Here is a 20,193-nt window from a genome sequence, read left to right on the forward strand (position 1 = left end):
AACTTTATCGGTGCCAATCGATCGCTGCGGTCAGCTGGGCCAAAGAATCGTACCCCCGATGCCGTGCCGGTCAATTGTGTTCCCCACTCGGGCGCTGACCTGCGAAAAGCGCTTTCGCGACCGGACACCGGGCAGGACATTTCGCCTCACCGCCCCCGAAGAGGGAATTCCGGTTACCGGACGCGGGGGCCTGTCGCATCCGGCCATCACCCGATTAGCCCAGGCAGGGTAGCAGCATCCCTCGGTCGATCTACACTGCGTACCACCAACGGGTGGGTCAAGCCTCAAGATGCGCCCGATGTTGTGGCGTTCCGCGTTCCCCCGCCCCGACCCGGTGATTTCTTTCGGAACCCGGCGCTGACCAGTGGATGTTCGCCGCCCGTCCGACGTCCGAGCCACCCTCGCGCCGGATCAAGCCCGGGAAACGGCTACTTTCCGTAACCAGGTTAGGGAAGTGTCCAGCGCCGTTAACCCGTTCGCCGTAGCGCACTGCCGCTTCCGCAACGTCCAGTCACAATTCTTTTCCGCATTACGGACGTTCTCCGCACTGCGTTGTCGCCGGTGTTCTGACCGGCGTTGTCGCCGGTCACCCATTAGACGCCCACCGCGGGAAACGAATACCGGCTCGCGAACCGACCGGACGGTCGGCCGCCTTCGGCCGCCGCCGGATGGCGTAGTTACGATGTGCCCTCGCAGTCCGCAAGGGCGGCCCGGCGCCCGGTCCACCGGCGCCCGGGCCCGCCGCCACGGAGGCACTCTGCCGGAGGCACCATGTACGACGTAGCGCGGCCCACGCCGGCCAACGCCCTCGAGGAGACGAGCCGGATCCCGGTCCTGCCCGCCGGGCCCGAACCGGCCGGGGTCCCACCGCGCCGGCCCGCCGGCCCCGACTACACCGCGATCCAGGCCAGTCCCGAGTTCGTCGCGCTGCGCCGCCGGTTCCGCGGCTTCGTCTTCCCGCTGAGCTTCGCCTTCTTCGCCTGGTACATGACGTACGTCCTGCTGGCCGCGTACGCGCACGACTTCATGAGCCGCAAGGTGTTCGGCCAGGTGAACGTCGCCATCCTGCTCGGCCTGGGCCAGTTCGTGAGCACCGCGCTGATCACCTGGCTCTACCTGCGGTACGCGCGCCGACGGCTCGATCCGCGCGTCGCCGAACTGCGGGCGCGGGCGGGCCTGGCGGAAGAGAAGCGCCGATGACCGCGCTCGCCGCGGGGCAGCCCGCCAGCGACCCCATCGTCAACACCGTCGTGTTCGCCCTGTTCGTGGCGATCACCCTGTACGTCGTCTACCGGGCCGGCAGCCGGAACTCCTCGACGTCGGACTACTACGCCGCGGGCAGCGCCTTCACCGGCCGCCAGAACGGCATCGCGCTGTCCGGGGACTTCCTCTCGGCGGCGTCGTTCCTCGGCATCGCGGGCGCGATCGCCGTCCACGGTTACGACGGTTTCCTCTACTCCATCGGCTTCCTGGTCGCCTGGCTGGTCGACCTGCTGCTGATCGCCGAGCTGCTGCGCAACACCGGCCGGTTCACGATGGGCGACGTCGTCAGCTTCCGGATGAACCAGCGCCCGGTCCGGGCCGCGGCGGCGACGTCGACCCTGGTGATCTCGCTGTTCTACATGCTGGCGCAGATGGCGGGGGCCGGCGGCCTGGTCGCCCTGCTGCTGAACATCCACACCCGGCTCGGGCAGGCGCTGGTGATCGGCGTGGTCGGCCTGGTCATGGTCCTGTACGTGCTGGTCGGCGGGATGAAGGGCACCACGTGGGTGCAGATCATCAAGGCCGGCGTGCTGATGCTGGCCGTGGTGCTGATCGCGGTGTTCCTCTTCGGCAAGTACGGCTTCAGCTTCTCGAACCTGCTTTCGGCGGCCACCGAGAAGAGCCCGCTGGGCGAGCACCTCCTGGAACCGGGCGGCTCCTACGGCAAGGACAACACCACGAAGCTCGACTTCGTGTCGCTCGCACTGGCCCTGGTGCTCGGCCTGTCGTCGCTGCCCCACCTGCTGATGCGCTTCTACACGGTGCCGAACTCCCTGGAAGCGCGCCGCTCGGTGGTCTGGGCCACCGTCTGCATGCTCATCTTCTACGTGTGCACGCTGGTGATCGGCTTCGGCGCGGCCGCGCTGGTCGGCTCGGACGAGATCAAGAGCGCCCCGGGCGGGGAGAACTCGGCGGCACCGCTGCTGGCGCTGCACATCGGCGGGACGCTGCTGCTGGGCGTGATCGCCGCGGTGGCGTTCGCGACGATCCTCGCGGTGGTGGCCGGGCTGACGATCACCGCGTCGGCCTCGTTCGCCCACGACGTCTACGCGAACATCTTCAAGCGCGGCAAGGCCGAGCCGGCGGACGAGGTCCGGGTGGCGCGGATGACCGCGATCGTGGTGGGCGCGCTGGCGATCGTCGGCGGCGTGCTGGCGAACGGGCAGAACGTCGCGTTCCTGGTGGCACTGGCGTTCGCGGTGGCGGCCTCGGCGAACCTGTCGACGCTGCTGTACTCGTTGTTCTGGAAGCGGTTCAACACCACGGGCACGCTGTGGGGCATGTACGGCGGCCTGATCGCGTGCCTGCTGCTGGTGCTGTTCTCGCCGGTGGTCTCGGGCGCTCCGGACTCGATCTTCAAGAGCATCGACTTCGCCTGGTTCCCGCTGAAGAACCCGGGCCTGGTGTCGATCCCGTTCTCGTTCCTGTGCGGGTTCGCCGGAACGCTGGTGGGCCGGCCGAAGGCCGACGCCGAGAAGCAGGCGGAGATGGAGGTCCGCTCGATGACCGGCATCGGGAGCTGATCCCCCGGCCGGCCCGCGTCACGCGCGCAGGCCGTCCAGGATCACGTTCAGCACGCGCCTGCCGTCGTCCGGACTGCAGTTGCGCACGGCCATCCCGGCGCCGTGGCCCAGCCGGAGGACGTCCGCACCGACGACGTCCCTGCGGAGCAGCCCGGCCTCCTGCGCCGCTTCGACGAGCACTCCGGTCGCTTCGCGAAGCCGCTTCTGGCAGTACAGGAAGGTCTCCGAGCCGGAATCGATGGACTCCTTGAGGATCGTCGCCAGCTTGTGCCGCTCGACGACCCAGGTGACCTGGGCGAGCAGCCACGCTTCCAGGGCCTCCCACGGCGGCAGCTCGTCGTGCAGGACGAACGCGCGGTCGGCGAGCACCGTGATCTCCTCGCGGTAGACCGCTTCGAACAGCTTCTCCCGGGTCGGGAAGTGCCGGTAGAGGGTGCCCGCGCCGACGCCGGCCTTCTTGGCGACGTCGTCCAGCGGCACGTCGGCGCCGTGGGCGGTGAAGAGGTCCTTCGCCGTCGCGACGATGCGCTCGTAGTTGCGCCGCGCGTCCGCGCGCATCGGACGCTCGCCCACCTCGGGCATCCCGGCCTCCTCGCCACTTAACCGGAGAGATTCTCCGAATTCACTTGCGCATCCGGAGACGCTCTCCATATTATCGGATCACAGCCAAGCGGAGAAAGTCTCCGCTTCCTCTCTTACTCCTTGGGGGAGTATCCCTTGTCCCACCAGACGGTCGACCGTGCGCCCGCACCGGTCCGCCCCCGGCGCAGCGGGCTGGTCCTCGCGATCATCCTGACCTGCCAGCTCATGCTCGTCCTCGACGCGACGGTGATGAACGTCGCGCTCCCGCGCATCCAGTCCGACCTGGGGTTTTCCGCCACCGGCCTGTCCTGGGTGATGACGGCCTACAGCCTCGTCTTCGGTGGTCTGCTGCTGCTCGGCGGCCGGGCAGGCGACCTGTTCGGACGGCGGCGCATGTTCGTCGCCGGCACCGCCCTGTTCACCCTCGCCTCACTGGCCGGCGGGCTCGCCGATTCGGCCACGCTCCTCATCACCGCCCGCGTCCTGCAGGGCGTCGGCGCCGCGATGGCGGGGCCGAGCACCCTGGCGCTGGTCACGACGACGTTCACCGAACCCAAGGCCCGGGTCCGGGCGCTGGCGCTGTTCTCCGCGATGTCCAGCGGCGGCTTCGCGATCGGCCTGATCGTCGGCGGCCTGCTCACCGAGTGGATCTCGTGGCGCGCCGCGCTGTTCATCAACGTCCCGTTCGGCGTGGCGATCGCCCTGCTCGCCCCGCGGTTCGTGGCCGAGCCCGAACGCCGCCGCGCCCACCTGGACCTGCCCGGCGCGGTCACCGGCACCCTCGGCGTCGGCGCGCTCGTGTTCGCCTTCACCCACGCCGCGTCCGACGGCTGGGGCAACCCGGTGACACTCGGCTCACTCGCCGGCGGCCTGGCCCTGCTCGCCGGCTTCGTCGCCATCGAAGCGCGCACCGCGCTGCCGCTGGTCCCGCTGCGGCTGTTCGCCGACCGCAACCGCAGCGCGGCCTACGTCAACTTCTTCCTCGGGCCGATGGCGATGATGTCGATGTTCTTCTTCCTGACCCAGTTCATGCAGGACATCCGGCACTTCGCGGCGCTGGCGACCGGGTTCGCGTTCCTCCCGATGGCGGCGCTGATCTTCACCATGAGCCGGCTCGTGCCGCGGCTGCTCCCCCGCTACGGCCCGAAGCCCCTGGCCGTCACCGGCTCGATCCTGATGGTCACCGGCGTCGGCTGGCTCACGCTGCTCACCACCGAAAGCACGTACTTCCCGGCGCTGCTCGGGCCGCTGCTGCTGATGGGCCTCGGCGGCGGGCTGTCGTTCGCACCGCTGAACGTGATCGTGATGGCCACCGTGCCGAACGAGGACGCGGGCGCGGCGGGCGGCGTGCTGCAGACGATGCAGCAGGTCGGCAGCACGCTCGGGCTGGCCGTCCTGGTCACGGTGTTCGGCTCGGTCACCCGCTCGGCGGGCACGACCGGCGCGCAGCTGACGGTCGACGGCATGACCGCGGCGTTCACGACCGCCGCGGTGTTCGCCGCCTGCACGGTGCTGGTGGCGCTGACCTTCCGCCGTCAGGTCGCGGTTACAGCTTCTGCCCGGCCTTGACCTTGCGCGTCACCCGGCGCTCGACGAGGAACGAGACGAACGGGACGCAGCCCGCCAGCAGCACGAGCACGGTGCCCTTGATCGACCAGCGGGCCTTGATCGCCAGGTCGATGGTCAGCACCAGGTAGATCATGTAGAGGACGCCGTGGATCGGCGAGTAGACCGCCGACGGCGTCGGGTTGTCGAAGCCGTACCGCAGCACCATCACGAAGCACAGGCCCAGCAGGCCGACACCGGTGACGTAGGCGGCGGTGCGGAACCGGACCAGGGGGCCGGCGAGCGGCGCGGCGGTCCGGGCGCCTTCGGTGCTGGTGGTCATCGGTTCGTCGTCCTCACTCTTCACTCTGCGGCCTGCTGATCGCGGGCGTTCAGTTCGCGCAGGTAACGGTTGTAGGCGGCCAGCTCCTCGTCCTCGTCGGTGTTCGCCTCGGCGACGTCCGGACGGGGGCGGGGGGCGGGCACCGCGGGCTCGGCTTCCTGCCGCTCGGGCGTTTCGGTCGCTTCGGCTTCGGCCTTCTGCCGGAGTTTGCGGATCCGCCAGAACATGAAGGCCGGGAAGAGCCCGAACAGCGGCCACTGCAGAACGTAGCCGAGGTTCTGGAAGGTGCCGTTCGCGGAGGTGAAACGGTCCCACTGCCACCAGGCGAGCCCGCAGCAGACGAGCAGGCTCAGCAGGCAGGTCGCGACGATCGCGATCCGCCGTCCCCAGGGGGAAGCGGCTGGCGGGTGGGGGTCTGGCACGAAGTCGACGCTAGCACTGGTGAGCTGAGGCACGACGCGCGGTCGCGGACGAGGTGGCCGGGCTCTCAGCCCTGCTTGCGCACCGACTGGGCGCCCTTCGCGTAGCCGTCCGCCAAGCCGAACACCTTCTGCGCGTACTCCGTCGAGTTGTTGTACGACAGGATCCCGGCCCACCACCCGCTGGGACTGGCCATGTCCCGCCCGCCCGCGCACAGGTACCGCGCCGCCGCCAGGGCCGCGTCGTCGATCTGCTGGGGGTCGCCGAGGCCGTCGCCGTTGCCGTCGGCGGCCCACTTGCGCCAGGTGCCCGGGATGAACTGCATCGGGCCCACCGCCCGGTCCACCCCGGCGTCGCCGTCGTAGCGGCCGCCGTCGGTGTCGCCGATCGCCCGGACTCCGGCCGATCCGTCGAGCGGGACGCCGACGATCGGCTTGGACGGGCGGCCGTCGGCGCCGAGGACCGCGCCCGCGTACTGACCGTGGTTGGACTCGATGCGGCCGATGCCCGCGAGCGTGGCCCAGGAGATCTTGCAGCCCGGCTGGTCCGCGCGCATCGCCAATTCCGCGTTGCCGTAGGCCTGCAGGGCCCGCGCCGGGACACCGGTGGCCGCCGCGACCTGGGCCGCCCACTGGGACAGCGTCGCCGGCCCCGTGCTGCGGGCCTGCTGGGGAGACGTCTGCTGCTCGGCCCCGCCCGCCACCGCACCACCGGCCGGGGCGACCGAGCCCGGGCGGACGTCGGCCGCCTTGACCTGCAAGGCGGGGATTTCGGTGGTGGTCGGGCTCGCCTCCGGCGTCGCGGCGCGAGTGACGAGCCAGATCCCGCCGCCGGCCACCGCCAGCACGGCGAGGACCACGAGCAGCCGGGTGAGCACGGCGACGCCCGGAGAGCGCGGTGCCGGTGCGGCGGGGGCGGCTTCCTCGGCGCTGGGGCCGATCGGGTCGTCCTCGGTCTTTCCGGTCCTGGTGCGCACGAAACTCCGGTCCTCCAGCGTGTGTCGACGAACTGTCAACGAGCCCGCGCAGGTTAGCGTTACGCGGGCCGTCCCGATCGTCTCACCACACCGGGTCACCCGGCCGAGTGGAAAACGTCTCGTCAGGCGGATTTCTGCTGACGCGCGAGCCGCGCCACGCACCAGGCCGGGGCACTGCCGCGGCGCAGGTGCTGCAGGACCGTCATCGGCCCGAGCCGGCGGCTCAGGTCGGACGGCGCGAGCCCGGCCGCCCGGTAGTCGAGGGCCCGCTGGTCGAGCGGGCTGATGCCGGCGTCCCACCACTCCTCGGCTTCGGCGACGCCGCCGACCATCTGCCACCAGCCCGCGGCGGCGGTGAGGAGCTCTTCGGGCACCTCCGGCAGCCGGCTGCGCATCGCGGCGAGGTAGCCGGGATCCGCCGACTCGACGGGGACGAACCGCGACTGTCCGGTCCGGGCACGCTGGCCGGGGATGCCCGGGGCCTGCGCGGGTGCGTCGGCCAGCCACGCGGAAGCGATGCGGTCGACCTCCTGCTCCTCGGGAGTCCTCTCGCGCTCGGCGGCCCACTGCCGGATCAACGCGTCCACTCCGGGATCTCCGGTCATCCCTGCCTCCTTGTAGGTCCCCGACGGACAGGCCCTGACGCCTGTCCCACGCGGTGGTGCCGCACGCACCAACCTGCACCTTGCTGAGTGGAAACTGCCTGCGTACCGGGGTTCTCCGGGGGGATGGCGAACCACCCGATCACGCAATGTGAGCACCGTAGGGCCGGGGTGGTCGTCTTCGCCAGACCCCGGGTGCCATGAATTCGACGACCTGCGCGTTTTCGGCCGCAATCCACCCGGATGGTCGAGCGTCGGAGTCCGAAATCCGGGATTGGTGACACTGGGTGATTTACCGTCCGTTAACACGCACGGTAGCCACCGGCACCGCCCGTGGCGGCGCCGGTACGGAGAAGCACCAGGTCAGGAGAAGAGGGCGCGGAAGAACGTGACGATCGCTTCGGCGCCGTCCTTGAGCCAGCCGAGCACGCGGTGCACGAAGTCGGCGGACTGGGTGGGCTGGGTGATCAGGAGGAAGAGCACGAGCGCGACCACGCCCACGATCAGAATCTTCTTCACGCCGCCCGACATGTGCTTCCTCCCCGGCTCGCCGTTCCCGTCCTGGGAGTGGCCATCCCAATACTGTAGGGAAGGCGTGCGCGGAAGACACCTCGATCACCCCAGGAGCGGCCATGTCCCGGAACGTGCTGGTCCAGCGGGACGGCGCGGTGACGACGATCACCATCGACCGCCCGGCCGCGCGCAACGCCGTCGACGGGCCCACGGCGGCGGAGCTGGCGAACGCCTTCCGCGCCTTCGACGCCGACCCGGACGCGGCCGTCGCGGTGCTGACCGGAGCGGGTGGCGCGTTCTGCGCGGGGGCCGATCTCAAGGCGATCGGCACCGACCGGATGAACCGCACGCACCCGGACGGGGACGGCCCGATGGGGCCCACCCGGATGACCCTCGGCAAGCCGGTGATCGCGGCGGTCCACGGGCCGGCCGTCGCGGGCGGGCTCGAGCTGGCGCTGTGGTGCGACCTGCGCGTCGCGGACGCCACGGCGGTGTTCGGGGTGTTCTGCCGCCGCTGGGGCGTCCCGCTGATCGACGGCGGGACGGTGCGGCTGCCGCGCCTGATCGGCCAGTCCCGCGCCATGGACCTGATCCTCACCGGCCGCGCGGTCGACGCCGCCGAAGCCGTCGAGATCGGCTTGGCCAACCGGCTGGTGCCGGCGGGTGAGGCGGTGACGGCGGCCCAGGAGCTCGCCCGGCAGCTCGCGGCGTTCCCGCAGGCGTGCCTGCGCGGCGACCGGCGCTCGGCGCTGGCCCAGTGGGGCGAGTCCGAAGAGGACGCGCTGGCCGCGGAGTTCGCCGCGGCGATGGGCCCGGGTGTCTTGGCGGCGGAGGCGGTCGACGGCGCGGCCCGCTTCGCCGGCGGCGAAGGCCGCCACGGCACCTTCACCTGACCCACGTGTCCGGAAGGTCGACTCGCGTGATTGGAAGGTCAACTCGCGTGATTGAAGGGTCGACTCGCGTGATTGCGGAGCCGACTCGCGTGATTGAAGGGTCGACACGGCCGGGACATGCCGGCTTCGCCGTGTCGACCTCTCAATCACGCGTGTCGACTTCTGGATCACGCGTGTCGGCGTTTCCGTCACGCGAGGTGCGCGCTCGGTCACGGGCGTGCCTCGACCGGGCGATCCGGGCGCGCGGCCGTCCCGGTTCCGGTCAAGCGGCCGATAAGGTCTCCGGATGGACGACGACGGTGTCAGAGTGGAGCTCCGGCCGGTGGCCGAAAGCGATCTCGGCCTCCTGGAACGGCTGACCAACGATCCCGTCGCCGCCGGCGAGCACCAGTGGTTCGGCTGGCACGATCCCGGCTACCTGCGCCGCCGGTGGCTGGAAACCGGGATGCTCACCGCCGAAACCGGCATGCTCGTGCCGACGCTCGGCGGCCGCGTCCTCGGGGTCGTCTCCTGGCACCGCACCCGGACCGGGCCGACGTCCTACTGCTGGAACATGGGCCTCGTGCTCGTCCCGGAAGCGCGTGGCCACGGCTACGGCACCGAAGCCCAGCGCCTGCTCGTCGACTACCTCTTCGCCCACACCCAGCTCAACCGGGTCGAAGCGACGACCGAGGCCGGCAACCGCGCCGAGCAACGCTCGCTCGAGAAAGCCGGCTTCACCCGCGAAGGAGTGCTTCGCGGGTACGGCTTCCGGGACGGCGAGTGGCGCGACCACGTCGTCTACTCGGTCGTGCGCTCCGATCTGGCGAAGAGCTAGGCGATCACGCCCGCCGAACGCAGCGCGTCGAGGTCCGTGACACCCAGTTCGGCGAGCACCGCTTCGGTGTCGGATCCCTTGGCACGCGGTGCTTCCGGTGTCGAAGGCGGTGTCCGGTCGAACCGCGGCGCCGGCGCCGGCTGCACCATGCCGCCGATCTCGACGAACGTGCCCCGCGCCGCGTTGTGCGGGTGTGACGCCGCTTCGGCCGGCGACAGCACCGGCGTCAGGCACGCGTCGGTGCCCTCGGCGCGCGCGACGAGCTCGTCGCGCGGGTGCTTGGCGATCGCCCCCGCCACGATCTCGCGCAGCCGCGGCCACTGCGTCTTGTCGACGTGCAGCGGCAGCTCCGCCGGGTCGAGCTCGAGCACCTGCACCAGCGCACTCCAGAACCGCATCTCGATCGCGCCGACGGCGACGTACTTGCCGTCCGCCGTCTCGTAGGTGTCGTAGAACGGCGCGCCGCCGTCGAGCATGTTCTCGCCGCGCTCCCCGGCCCAGAGGCCGGCCGCCTTGATGCCGTGGAGGCTCGTGGTGAGCAGCGCGGCCCCGTCGACCATCGACGCGTCGACGACCTGGCCGCGCCCGGACGTGGTCCGTTCGTACAGCGCGGCCAGGACGCCCATCGCCAGCAGCAGCCCGCCGCCGCCGAAGTCGCCGACGAGGTTCAGCGGCGGCACCGGCCGCTCGCCCGCGCGCCCGATCGGTTCGAGGGCGCCGGCGATGCCGATGTAGTTGATGTCGTGCCCGGCGGCCGAAGCCAGGGGACCGTCCTGGCCCCAGCCGGTCATCCGGCCGTAGACCAGCCGCGGGTTGCGCGCGTGCACGACGTCCGGGCCGAGCCCGATCCGCTCGGCGACACCCGGGCGGAAGCCCTCGATGAGGACGTCGGCGGTGTCGCACAGCTTCAGCACCAGCTCGACGCCTTCGGGCGTCTTGGTGTTGATGCCGACGGACCGGCGGCCGCGGGCGAGCGGGTCGGCCGGGATGCCGAGCACGTCCTCCCCCGGCTGCGCGCGGTCGACGCGGACGACGTCGGCGCCGAGGTCGGCGAGGATCATCGTGGCGAACGGCCCGGGCGCGAGACCGGCGAGCTCCACCACCTTCAGGCCGCCGAGCGGACCTGCCTTCATAGTCGGTCCCTTTCAGAGCGAGCGGGAGATGATTTCCTTCATGATTTCGCTGGTGCCGCCGAAGATCCGGGAAATCCGGACGTCGGCCCAGGCGCGGGCGATCGGGTACTCGGACATGTAGCCGTAGCCGCCGAACAGCTGCACGCAGTCGTCGATCACCTTGTTGACGCGCTCGGTGGTCCACAGCTTCGCCATCGCCGCGCCTTGGACGTCGAGCTCGCCCTTGAGGTGCCGTTCGATGCACTGGTCGAGGAACGCCCGCGCGACAGCGGCCTCGGTCGCGGCCTCGGCGAGCTTGAACTTGGTGTTCTGGAAGGAAAAGATCGGCCGGCCGAACGCCGTGCGCTCCTTGGTGTACTCGAGCGTGAGATCGACCGCCGCCTCCAGCCCGGCCACCGCGGTGACGGCGATGATCAGCCGTTCCTGCGGCAGCTGCAGCATCAGCTGGACGAAGCCCTGGCCCTCGGCGTCGCCGAGCAGGTTCCCGGCCGGCACGCGGACGTCGTCGAAGAACAGCTCGGCGGTGTCCTGGCCCTTGAGCCCGACCTTGTCGAGGACGCGGCCGCGGCGGAAGCCCGGCGTGTCGGTCTCGACCACGATCAGCGAAACGCCCTGCGCGCCCGCGTCCGGGTCGGTCTTGCACGCGACGACCACGAGGTCGGCGTGCAGGCCGTTGGTGATGAAGGTCTTCGCGCCGTTGAGGACGTAGTGGTCGCCGTCGCGGACCGCGCGCGTCTTGATGCCCTGCAGGTCGGAGCCGGTGCCGGGCTCGGTCATCGCGATCGCGCCGACCATCTCGCCGCTGGCCAGCTTCGGCAGCCACGCGCGCTTCTTGTCTTCCGAAGCGTAGGCGAGCAGGTAGTGCGCGACGATTCCATTGTGGACGGTGACGCCCCACGCGCTGTCGCCGGCGCGCGCCTGCTCTTCGTAGAGGACGGCTTCGTGGGCGAAGGTGCCGCCGCCCCCGCCGTACTCCTCGGGGATGGACAGGCACAGCAGGCCGACGTCGCCCGCCTTCGTCCACAGCTCGCGGTCGACCTTCTTCTCCGCCGCCCAGCGCTCCTGGTGCGGGACGGCTTCCTTCTGCAGGAACGACCGCGCGAGTTCACGGAGGTCATCGAGCTCGGTCGTGCTCCACGAGCTCTTCGGCAGTTGCAGTGGCACGGGGACCCTCCTGCTGGAAAACATGACGAGCAGCATGTAAGTTCTGTTCGGAATGTACATCCGTACCGGCCTGTAGGTAAAGCAGGGAGGCCGCCGTGACCGAGACGACGCACCGGACCCAGGCGCAGCGGCGCGAGCAGACCCGCACGGCGCTGCTCGACGCCACCATCGACTGCCTGGTCGAGGTCGGCTACGCGCGCACGTCGGTGCAGGAGATCTGCGCCCGCGCGGGCGTGTCGAAGGGTGCCGTGCAGCACCACTTCACCGCGAAGGCCGAGCTGATGGCGGCCGCGGTCGAGCACCTGACGACGAAGCTGCGCCGCCGGCTCGCGGAGTCGCTGGACGAGCTGCCCGGCGGCGGCAGCGGCGTGGCCGCGGCGATCGACCTGCTGTGGGCCGGCTACTCCGGCACGCTCTCGACCGCCGTCACCGAACTGTGGGTCGCCGCCCGCACCGACCCCGAGCTGCGCGCGGCCATCCGCCCGGTCGACCGCGCGCTCGGCCGCGCCACGCTCGAGCACGTCACGCAGGTCGCCGGCGAACTCCCGCCGGAGCGGGCGGAGATGCTGTTCTGGCTCACCGTGAACCTCACCCGCGGACTGGCGCTGGACGCCGAACTCGGCGGCGACCCGAACCGGCGCCGGCAGCTCCTCGAGGAGTGGAAGCGCATCGCCGTCCTGCTCTACGAGGACGCCACCGCTGCGCCGAGCTGACCAGCGCGCCACCACCAGGGTGCTTTGCCCCTTATCCGCAGGCGGATTTCGTGGTCCAATCCCCTCCGAACGAGGGGAGTTCCGATGACCGCCGCCCCGTACCCGTACCCGTACGGCCAGCCACCCACCCAGCCGCCGGCCGACCCGGGTGCCGTCTTCCGGCTGTTCGCCGGGATCCTCGGCGCGCTCGCCGCGGTCCTGGTGATCGCCGGGTCGTTCCTGCCCCAGACGTCGTTCGAGCAGGTGGCGGACGGCAAGCCCGTGAGCAGCCAGAAGATCAGCGCCTGGTCACGCACGTTCGACGTCGAGCCCGACGAGCAGGCGAAGAAGTTCTACGAGAACACCCACGTCGCCCGGTACGGGATCCCGCTCAGCGCCGCCGCGGTGGTGCTGCTGGCCGGAGCCGGGCTGGCGCTCGCCGGCGCTCGCCGCTCGGCGGGCCCCGGCGTGCGTGCGGGCGCCCGGACCGCGCTGGTGGCCGGAGCGGCCGGAACGACCGCGGCGGTGTGGATGCTCGGCATGGACGTCTCGGCGACCTTGAGCTACGAGAGCGACGAAGGGACGTTCACGTCGCACTACACGACCGGGATCGGGTTCTGGTTGCTGATCGGCGGCGGGATCGTCGCCCTGATGGCACTGGTGGCCGCGGTACTGGCCGGGCGGCGGGCGCCCGGCGCGGCACCGGCCGGACCGCCACCCGGGCCGTACCAGCAGCAGTCACGGCCGTACCCGGTGCCGCCCCAGCAGTACGGGCAGCCGTACCCGGGTTATCCGCCGTCGCAGCCGTTCCCCGCTCAGGCCCCGCCGCCGCAGACCGGCCCGCAGCCGCCTCCCTACGGCGGCCCGGCGTCGCAGCCGTTCCCGGCGCAGCAGCCCGACGACCCCTACGGCGGCGTCACGCAGGCCCAGCAGCACCCGGCCCAGCAGGAACCGACGGAACCGAACTACCAGCTGCCGCCGCTGCACCCACCCAAGACGTGAATCTTATTCACATCACGCTGGACATCTGACGTACCGACGGTATGGTGCACTCGTCGGTAACCCCTGCGCGACGTCGCGCGGACTCCGCCGGAACGGAGACGTCATGACCAGCACGACCCCCGCGAACGCGGTCGAAGACACCTCGCTGCCGCCCACCGTCGGCGGCGTCGCCGGGGCGCCGGGCTCGGCGCGGGCGGCCCAGCTCGTCGCCCGGGTGACGGGTGGTGCGGACTCCGCGCCGGTCCGGATGCGGGCGCCCTTCACCGGGCTGCCGATCGCGACCCTGCCGCAGGCCACCGACGCCGACGTCCGGGCGGTGTTCGCCGGTGCGCGCACGGCCCAGACGGCGTGGGCGGACCGCTCCCCCGCCGAGCGCGCCCGCGTCCTCACCCGCCTGCACGACCTGGTGCTCGCCCGGCAGGACGAGGTGCTCGACCTGGTCCAGGTCGAAGCCGGCAAGGCGCGGCTCGACGCGTTCGACGAGGTCAGCGCGACCGCGCTGGTGGCGGCCTACTACGGCAGGCACGCGGCGAAGCTCCTCGCGCCCCGCCGGGTCGCCGGCGTCATCCCCGGCCTGACCCGCGCGGGCGAGCTCCGCCACCCCAAGGGCGTCGTCGGGATCATCTCGCCGTGGAACTACCCGCTGGCCCTGACCGCGATGGACGTCCTGCCGGCGCTGGCCGCGGGGAACGCCGTCGTGCAGAAGCCGGACAACCAGACCGCGCTTTCGGCGCTGTGGCTGCACGAGCTCGCCGAGGAGGCCGGGCTGCCCGCCGGGACCTGGCAGATCGTGCTCGGCCGCGGCTCGAAGATCGGCACCGCGCTGGTCGAGGAGTCGGACTACCTGTGCTTCACCGGCTCCACGCCGACCGGCAAGGAGCTGGCCGGCCAGGTGGCGAAGCGGCTGACGTCGTATTCGCTGGAGCTCGGCGGCAAGAATCCGATGGTCGTGCTGCCCGACGCCGACGTCGCGAAGGCCGCGACGGGCGCGGTGACGGCGTGCTTCTCCTCGGCGGGGCAGCTGTGCGTGTCGGTCGAGCGGATCTACGTCCACGAGGACATCCGCGAGGAGTTCACCCGCGCGTTCGTCGCGCGCACCGCCGCCCTGAGGCTCGGCGGCTCGCTGGACTACCACGCCCAGATGGGCTCGCTGACGTCGGAAGACCAGCTCGCGACGGTGTCGGCGCACGTCGAGGACGCCCGTGCGAAGGGCGCTTCGGTGCTCACCGGCGGCCGCGCGCGGCCGGACCTCGGGCCGCTGTTCTACGAGCCGACGGTGCTGACCGGCGTCACCCCGGACATGCTGCCGTTCGCGGAGGAGACGTTCGGGCCGGTCGTGTCGATCTACGGCTACACCGACGTCACCGACGCCATCGAGCGGGCCAACGACACGCCGTTCGGGCTCAACGCCAGCGTCTGGTCCCGCAACGGCCGCGCGGGCTGGGAGGTCGCGGCGCGGCTGAAGGCCGGGACGGTCAACGTGAACGAGGGCTACGCGGCGACGTTCGGCAGCGTCGGCGTCCCGATGGGCGGGATGAAGGACTCCGGCGTCGGCCGCCGCAACGGCGCCGAAGGCCTGCTGAAGTACACGGAGTCCCAGTCGATCGCGCTCCAGCGCGGCCTGGCCCTGCGCCCGCCGCGCGCGATTTCGGGCTCGCTGTGGTCCCGCGGCATGACATTCGGCCTCAAAGCCCTCCGCCGCCTCCCCCGCTGACCCGTAACTCGCGTGATCAGAGCCGTAACTCGCGTGATTGAAGCCGTAACGGCTCCGATCACGCGAGTTACGGCGGCAATCACGCGAGTTACGGGCCCGATCACGCGGTGGGGGCGGTGAGGAGGCCGCGGTCGTAGGCGATCGCCACCGCTTCCGCGCGGCGGCTGGCGCCCAGTTTGGCCATCACGCGGGAAAGGTGGACGCTCACCGTTTTTTCGCTGATGTAGAGCTCTTCGCCGACCTGGCGGTTCGTGCGGCCCAGCGCGACGCGCTCGAGGACGTCGCGCTCGCGGTCGGTCAGGGGGTCGGTGACCGTGCGGGCCGGGGCCGCCGGCTCGACGCCCGCCAGCTCGACGCGGGCCCGGTGCGCCAGGTCGCGGACGGCGTCGCGCAGCGGGATCGCCCCGAGCCGGACCGCCACCGCGTGGGCCGCTTCGAGCGCCTCGCCCGCGTCGGCGTCCGTGGCCAGCAAGGCTTCGGCTTCGTGCCAGTGGCAGACCGCCTGTTCGTAGACGGCGCCGTAGCCGAACGCCGCCACCGCGGCCGCCCACTTCCGGGCGTCGCCCCGGCCGGACAGGCAGGTCGCCGCCGCCTCCAGGCGGGCCAGCCACGCGCGGCCCTCCGGACCGAGCGTTCCCGAACGCGGCTGGCCGACCACCGAGCACATCCGGCCGTGCGCCAGCAGCCGCTCGCCGGCCGCCACGGCGGCTTCGGCCGTGGCCTGGTCGCCGTGGACGCGGGCCTCGGCGGCCAGCCGGGCCGCGGCGGACACGCCGAGCGCGGCGACCCGGATGCCGGCCAGCAGACCGGGTTCGATCCGCTCCAGCCAGCCGATCAGGTCTTCGGCCTGGCGCACGGCTTCGGCGTGAGCGCCGCGCCAGTAGGCCAGCTCGATGCCGGCGCCGCCGGCCGACAGCGGGATCTGCATGTCCGCCGTCCAGTGCTGCCGCAGGCCGGAAAGGAGCTTCGCGCCCTCGTCGAACCGGCCCCGGGAGACGACGAACAGCGACCAGATGGCCAGGATCCGCGCGGCGACCGCGCTGGACACCCCGCGCCCGGCGCGGCCGGCGCTCTCGTCCGGCCAGTCGCCCATCAGGTAACGCAGCATCAGCTGCCGCGCCCGCAGTTCGAGCCCGTAGACGCTCCAGCTCAGCCCGGTTTCCTCGGCGCGCGCGACGCCGTGCGAAGCGTGTTCCAGCGCTTCGGCGAACTCGCCTTGGTCGTCGTGGCTCAGCGCCAGGAAGTAGGTCGCGCGGATCTCGGTGTTGTACGCACCCACGTCGCGCGCCTTGCGCTGGGCCTGCCTCAGCCGCTCCCGGGCCTCGGCGGCGTCGCCGCGTGAGTCGGCCAGCGTGCCCAGGGTGACCAGCGCCGAGGCCTCCGCACCGGCCGCGCCGACCGCCTGCGCGTCGGCGACCGCGGCGAGCGCGCTGTCGAGCGCCGCCTCGGGCTGGTCGAGGATCCGCAGGAACCCGGCCCGGCTGGCCAGCACCCAGGCGCGCGCCGAGCTGGGATCGGTGTCCTCGACCAGGTCCCAGGCCCGGTCGATGGCGGCGACCGCCTCGTCCAGGGTGCCCTCCAGCGCGAGCAGCGCGTCCGCCAGCCGCCGCCACACCTTCGCGGCCCGGTCGTTCGGGACGTCGGCGGTCAGTGCCTGGGTGGCCGAGCGGGCGAACGCCGCGGCCCGCTCGGGCTCGCCGGACGTCCCCGCGAAGTACGACGCTTCGTACAGCAGCTTCAGCTCGTCGACCCCGTCCGGCCGGTCCGCCGGGGTGACGGCGTCCCAGATGGACAGTGCCTGTTCGACGTGCTGCAGCGCGGACCCGGGGGCGCCGAGCTTCTCGGCCTCGTCCATCGCGCGCAGCAACGCCGGCAGCGCGGTGGCGAGATCGCTGCTCTGCATCGAGTGGTAGGCCAGCTTCGCGTCGTGGCCGCGGCCCTGCGGCCGCGCCTTGATCCGTGCCGCGTACGCCGCGTGCGTGCGCGACCGCTCCCCCGGCAGCAGGTCGCCGTACACCGCTTCCTGCAGCAACGCGTGCCGGAACGTGTACGAGCCGTCCGAAACCACCACCAGCACGTGGTGCTGGACGGCTTCCCGCAGTGCCTCGTCGAGCTCCAGCTCGCCCAGCCCGGAGACCTCGGCGAGCGCGCCGTGCATGACCGGTTCGTTGGCCACCGAGATGACCCGCGCGACCCGGCGGGCGTCCGGCGAGAGCCGCTCGAGCCGGGACAGCAGCACCTCGGCCAGCCCGGCGGGCAGGTCGTTGCACTCGGTCTTGGTGGCGAGCAGCTCCTCGGCGAAGAACGGGTTGCCCTCGGAACGGGTGACGATGTCGGCCACGACGTCCGACGGCAGCGGCTCGTCGGCCAGCGCCTCGACGAACTTGCGGGCGTCGACCGCGCCGAAGGGCTGCAGGTCGACGCGCTCGACGGTGGCGAGCCGGACCAGCTCGGACAGCAGGCCGCGCAGCGGGTGCCGCCGGTGGACGTCCTCTTCGCGGTAGCTGCCCACGACCAGCAGCCGCTGTGCCCGCAGCCGGCTGAGCAGGAAGGACAGCAGGTTGCGGGTCGAGGCGTCGGCCCAGTGGAGATCCTCCAGGAGGATCACCACGGGCCGCGACTCGGCGATCTCGGTCAGCACCCCCAGTACCGCGTCGAACAACTGCAGCTGACCGAGATCCTGCTCCGGCCGGGGACGCACCATGGTTTCCCGGTCGTTCGAGGTCATCGGCGGGTGTTCGGCCGGGCGCGGTTCTTCCAGGCCCTGCCCCTGCGGCAGCAGCCGCCCGAGGGCGGGCCGGGCCCGCACCGCGGCGGCGACCGCCGGGTCCGTCGCGCTGCCCAGCGGGGCGAGCGCCTCGGCGAACGGAAGATAAGGAAGACCGCCCTCGCGGACGTCGATGCAGCGGCCGGTGAGCAGCAGCGCACCGCACGCTTCGACGTGCTCGCCGAGCGCGGTCAGCAGCCGGGTCTTGCCGACCCCGGCGTCCCCCGAGAGCAGCGCCGCGCCGGCTTCGCCACGTTCGGCCCTGGCGAAGGCGGCGCGGAGCCGCCGCATCTCGTGGGTACGGGCGACGAGCGGGATTCCGGAGCCGAGTCGGGGCACGAGGAGCATTCTGGCCTACCCCACCGACAGTTTCCGACCGCTTATCGCCTTCGCCACCATCACCGGCCCCTTACCGGGCGGTCTTGGCGGCGCCGGCGGTCTCCCGCGAGGCCTCCCGGCGCTCCTGCGCCGGTACCTCGACGTCGGCGTGCGCGGCCCGCAAGTGGCGGACGACGCGGCGGGCGCGGACGGCCCAGGCGCTGCGCCCGGCCTTCCGCAGTTCCTCGGCCCGGTAGGCCGCTTCGGCTCGGACCGCGTCGAGCATGAGATCGCTGTGCATCGTGTTCCCCTGTTCCTGGGCTCTCCGGTTGGTAGCACTCAGATTCGTCCTGAGGGGACACCCCGGGCATCGGGTGATCACGTAGGCATCGCGCAAAAAGACCCCTTACTCCCGGCCGAGCCCAGCTCGGCGGGGGTAAGGGGTCTTCTCCCAAGCGCCTCAGTCGTGCGCCGGGCCACCGGTCCGCACCGCGGCCAGCAGCCCCCGCCAACCCGACGCGGGCAGGCGGAACGCACCTCCTTCGGGGTCCTTCGAGTCGCGCACCGCGGCACCGCCGGCGACGAACGCGACCTCGACGCAGTCGTTGCCGCCGCCGCTGTGGCTGCTCTTGCGCCACCGCGCCCCGGAGAGTTCTGCTTCCATGGTCCCCACTCCTTACTGTGTCCTCGGTTCCGAATGGTGCACCGGAGCCGGTACGGCCGCCTGTTCGGCGAATCGTCCGGCCGCCTCGGCGATCAGCTCCACCGAGTCGTCCGGCTTCAGTGCGGCCGCGCGCAGATGGTCGAACATCAGCCCGTAGCGCCGCACGTCTGTGGGTTCCTCCAGGTAGAGGCCGCTGGACGTGCTGTCGTCGACGTAGACGACGTCCGGGTCGGCCTGTTCGGGGAAGCCCATGATGAGGAAGGGACCTTCCATGCCGGGGTGCGCGCCGGCACCGAACGGCACGACCTGGACGGTCACGTTCGGTTTTTCGGCGACGGCGACCATCCGGTAGAGCTGTTCGGCCATCACCTCGGGCCCGTCGACCACGCGGCGCAGCACGGCTTCGTCCATCACGGCCCAGTACTCGGGTGGCGGGGTTTCGGACAGCAGTTCCTGGCGGGCCATCCGGGCGGCGACGCGGCGGCGGATCTCGGCGTCGTCGGCGTCCGGGCGCAGCGCGCGGATCACCGCGCGGGCGTACCGCTCGGTCTGCAGCAGTCCGGGCACCAGGAGGGCCTGGAACGCGCGCAGTGAGCTGGCGTCGGCTTCGAGCCCGACGAAGGTGCCCGTGAAGACCTCGTTGTACGCGTGCCACCAGCCGCGCTTGCGGGCCTCCCTGGCCAGCTGGACGAGCGCCTCCTGCTCGTCGCCGGTGATCCCGTAGAGGGCCAGCATGTCCCGGGCGTCACGCGGGGTGACCCCGACGTGGCCGGTCTCGATGCGGCTGATCTTCGAGGCCGAGCACTCGAGCTTCTCGCCCACCTCGTCGATGGTGAGGTCCGCGGCCTCGCGGAGCCGGCGCAGTTCGCCCGAGAGCCGCCGCCGGCGAACGGTGGGGCTCTGTCCCCTGGCCATCGCGGTACCTCCGGATGTCGACGTGCTTCCTGTATCTAACCAGCCGGGCGCGGAGTTGGTGGAGCATTAACGTGAGTCGATTCCGGCACCGGATCTGCAATTTGCAGAATGCTCTTGTATCCTCGCACCCTGCACTGCGTCGGGCGCCTGACAGTCGGCCAGCCGTGGCTTCGACTGGCCTCTGAGCAGGGTAGACGATGACCGCGCGGAGTGCCGCGCGATCATCACGCGGAGGGGTCCGGGGCCGTCCCCCGGTCGGTCCCGGCCCCCTCACCCGGGCCGAATGCCCTTTTCCCGCGACGGATATTCGAACTATTCGTCGCCCGTGCGGGTGATTTCCCGGCGAA

20 protein-coding genes are annotated in these 20,193 nt (G+C 71.6%); 8 read left to right on the top strand and 12 right to left on the bottom strand.

What is annotated here, in order from left to right:
• Positions 1-771 precede the first annotated feature (771 nt).
• Positions 772-1,200 carry a DUF485 domain-containing protein gene (locus ACFVYA_RS11395; RefSeq protein WP_285989759.1) on the top strand — a complete coding sequence of 143 codons (429 nt, stop codon included), beginning with the start codon at positions 772-774 and terminating at the stop codon, positions 1,198-1,200.
• Positions 1,197-2,786, top strand: a complete 1,590-nt coding sequence (locus ACFVYA_RS11400) for a cation acetate symporter (RefSeq protein ID WP_387044576.1) — start codon at positions 1,197-1,199, stop codon at positions 2,784-2,786. Before ACFVYA_RS11395 ends, ACFVYA_RS11400 begins: the two co-directional genes overlap by 4 nt.
• Positions 2,787-2,804: 18 nt before the next feature.
• Here ACFVYA_RS11400 and ACFVYA_RS11405 read toward each other — a convergent pair whose 3' ends face one another.
• Positions 2,805-3,368, bottom strand: a complete 564-nt coding sequence (locus ACFVYA_RS11405; protein WP_387044577.1) for a TetR/AcrR family transcriptional regulator — start codon at positions 3,366-3,368, stop codon at positions 2,805-2,807.
• A gap of 135 nt (positions 3,369-3,503) precedes the next feature.
• On the opposite strand from ACFVYA_RS11405, the gene ACFVYA_RS11410 reads away from it, so the two are divergent.
• Positions 3,504-4,937 carry an MFS transporter gene (locus tag ACFVYA_RS11410; protein WP_285989756.1) on the top strand — a complete coding sequence of 478 codons (1,434 nt, stop codon included), beginning with the start codon at positions 3,504-3,506 and terminating at the stop codon, positions 4,935-4,937.
• Here the strand turns inward: ACFVYA_RS11410 and ACFVYA_RS11415 are convergent.
• The 5 genes from ACFVYA_RS11415 to ACFVYA_RS11435 all read right to left on the bottom strand — a co-directional run bounded on the left by ACFVYA_RS11415 (position 4,915) and on the right by ACFVYA_RS11435 (position 7,773).
• A complete protein-coding gene (locus ACFVYA_RS11415) occupies positions 4,915-5,256 on the bottom strand; it encodes a DUF3817 domain-containing protein (protein ID WP_387044578.1) in 342 nt (113 codons plus the stop codon). The two genes, ACFVYA_RS11410 and ACFVYA_RS11415, sit on opposite strands and share 23 nt — an antisense overlap.
• Positions 5,257-5,276: 20 nt before the next feature.
• Positions 5,277-5,678, bottom strand: coding sequence for a hypothetical protein (locus ACFVYA_RS11420; protein ID WP_387044579.1), 402 nt, complete (start codon positions 5,676-5,678; stop codon positions 5,277-5,279).
• A gap of 65 nt (positions 5,679-5,743) precedes the next feature.
• Positions 5,744-6,652, bottom strand: coding sequence for a lytic transglycosylase domain-containing protein (locus ACFVYA_RS11425; RefSeq protein WP_387044580.1), 909 nt, complete (start codon positions 6,650-6,652; stop codon positions 5,744-5,746).
• A gap of 122 nt (positions 6,653-6,774) precedes the next feature.
• Positions 6,775-7,257: a hypothetical protein gene (locus ACFVYA_RS11430; protein ID WP_013224355.1), complete on the bottom strand. Its 483-nt coding sequence runs from the start codon at positions 7,255-7,257 to the stop codon at positions 6,775-6,777.
• 360 nt (positions 7,258-7,617) lie between these two features.
• A complete protein-coding gene (locus ACFVYA_RS11435; protein WP_176742160.1) occupies positions 7,618-7,773 on the bottom strand; it encodes a hypothetical protein in 156 nt (51 codons plus the stop codon).
• Positions 7,774-7,886: 113 nt separating this feature from the next.
• Here ACFVYA_RS11435 and ACFVYA_RS11440 point away from each other — a divergent pair, with 113 nt between their 5' ends.
• Both ACFVYA_RS11440 and ACFVYA_RS11445 read left to right on the top strand, forming a co-directional pair.
• Complete coding sequence (locus ACFVYA_RS11440; RefSeq protein WP_387044581.1) at positions 7,887-8,660, top strand: crotonase/enoyl-CoA hydratase family protein; 774 nt, start codon at positions 7,887-7,889, stop codon at positions 8,658-8,660.
• A 286-nt stretch (positions 8,661-8,946) separates the two neighbouring features.
• Positions 8,947-9,477 carry a GNAT family N-acetyltransferase gene (locus ACFVYA_RS11445; RefSeq protein WP_387044582.1) on the top strand — a complete coding sequence of 177 codons (531 nt, stop codon included), beginning with the start codon at positions 8,947-8,949 and terminating at the stop codon, positions 9,475-9,477.
• Here the strand turns inward: ACFVYA_RS11445 and ACFVYA_RS11450 are convergent.
• On the bottom strand, positions 9,474-10,610 hold the full coding sequence (locus tag ACFVYA_RS11450) for a CaiB/BaiF CoA-transferase family protein (protein WP_285989751.1): 1,137 nt from the start codon (positions 10,608-10,610) through the stop codon (positions 9,474-9,476). The genes ACFVYA_RS11445 and ACFVYA_RS11450 overlap by 4 nt on opposite strands.
• Before the next feature lie 12 nt (positions 10,611-10,622).
• Complete coding sequence (locus ACFVYA_RS11455) at positions 10,623-11,774, bottom strand: acyl-CoA dehydrogenase family protein (protein ID WP_387044583.1); 1,152 nt, start codon at positions 11,772-11,774, stop codon at positions 10,623-10,625.
• A 95-nt stretch (positions 11,775-11,869) separates the two neighbouring features.
• Between ACFVYA_RS11455 and ACFVYA_RS11460 the strand changes: the two genes are divergently transcribed.
• From ACFVYA_RS11460 to ACFVYA_RS11470, 3 genes are all read left to right on the top strand, one after another.
• Positions 11,870-12,487 (top strand): TetR/AcrR family transcriptional regulator, encoded by a 618-nt coding sequence (locus tag ACFVYA_RS11460; protein WP_285989749.1) that lies wholly within the window; start codon positions 11,870-11,872, stop codon positions 12,485-12,487.
• 84 nt (positions 12,488-12,571) lie between these two features.
• Positions 12,572-13,468: a hypothetical protein gene (locus ACFVYA_RS11465; RefSeq protein ID WP_387044584.1), complete on the top strand. Its 897-nt coding sequence runs from the start codon at positions 12,572-12,574 to the stop codon at positions 13,466-13,468.
• Positions 13,469-13,571: 103 nt separating this feature from the next.
• A complete protein-coding gene (locus tag ACFVYA_RS11470; RefSeq protein WP_387044585.1) occupies positions 13,572-15,182 on the top strand; it encodes a succinic semialdehyde dehydrogenase in 1,611 nt (536 codons plus the stop codon).
• A 100-nt stretch (positions 15,183-15,282) separates the two neighbouring features.
• Here the strand turns inward: ACFVYA_RS11470 and ACFVYA_RS11475 are convergent, their stop codons facing one another.
• The 4 genes from ACFVYA_RS11475 to ACFVYA_RS11490 form a co-directional block, all read right to left on the bottom strand.
• The gene (locus tag ACFVYA_RS11475; RefSeq protein ID WP_387044586.1) at positions 15,283-18,297 is read right to left on the bottom strand and encodes an AAA family ATPase; all 3,015 of its coding nucleotides are present in this window, start codon (positions 18,295-18,297) and stop codon (positions 15,283-15,285) included.
• Positions 18,298-18,358: 61 nt separating this feature from the next.
• The gene (locus ACFVYA_RS11480) at positions 18,359-18,568 is read right to left on the bottom strand and encodes a hypothetical protein (RefSeq protein ID WP_387044587.1); all 210 of its coding nucleotides are present in this window, start codon (positions 18,566-18,568) and stop codon (positions 18,359-18,361) included.
• A 159-nt stretch (positions 18,569-18,727) separates the two neighbouring features.
• Complete coding sequence (locus ACFVYA_RS11485) at positions 18,728-18,931, bottom strand: DUF397 domain-containing protein (RefSeq protein ID WP_285989744.1); 204 nt, start codon at positions 18,929-18,931, stop codon at positions 18,728-18,730.
• A gap of 12 nt (positions 18,932-18,943) precedes the next feature.
• A complete protein-coding gene (locus ACFVYA_RS11490; RefSeq protein WP_387044588.1) occupies positions 18,944-19,846 on the bottom strand; it encodes a helix-turn-helix domain-containing protein in 903 nt (300 codons plus the stop codon).
• Positions 19,847-20,193: the final 347 nt, after the last annotated feature.

It is taken from the genome of Amycolatopsis sp. NPDC058278 (assembly GCF_042881395.1).
GTDB lineage: Bacteria > Actinomycetota > Actinomycetes > Mycobacteriales > Pseudonocardiaceae > Amycolatopsis.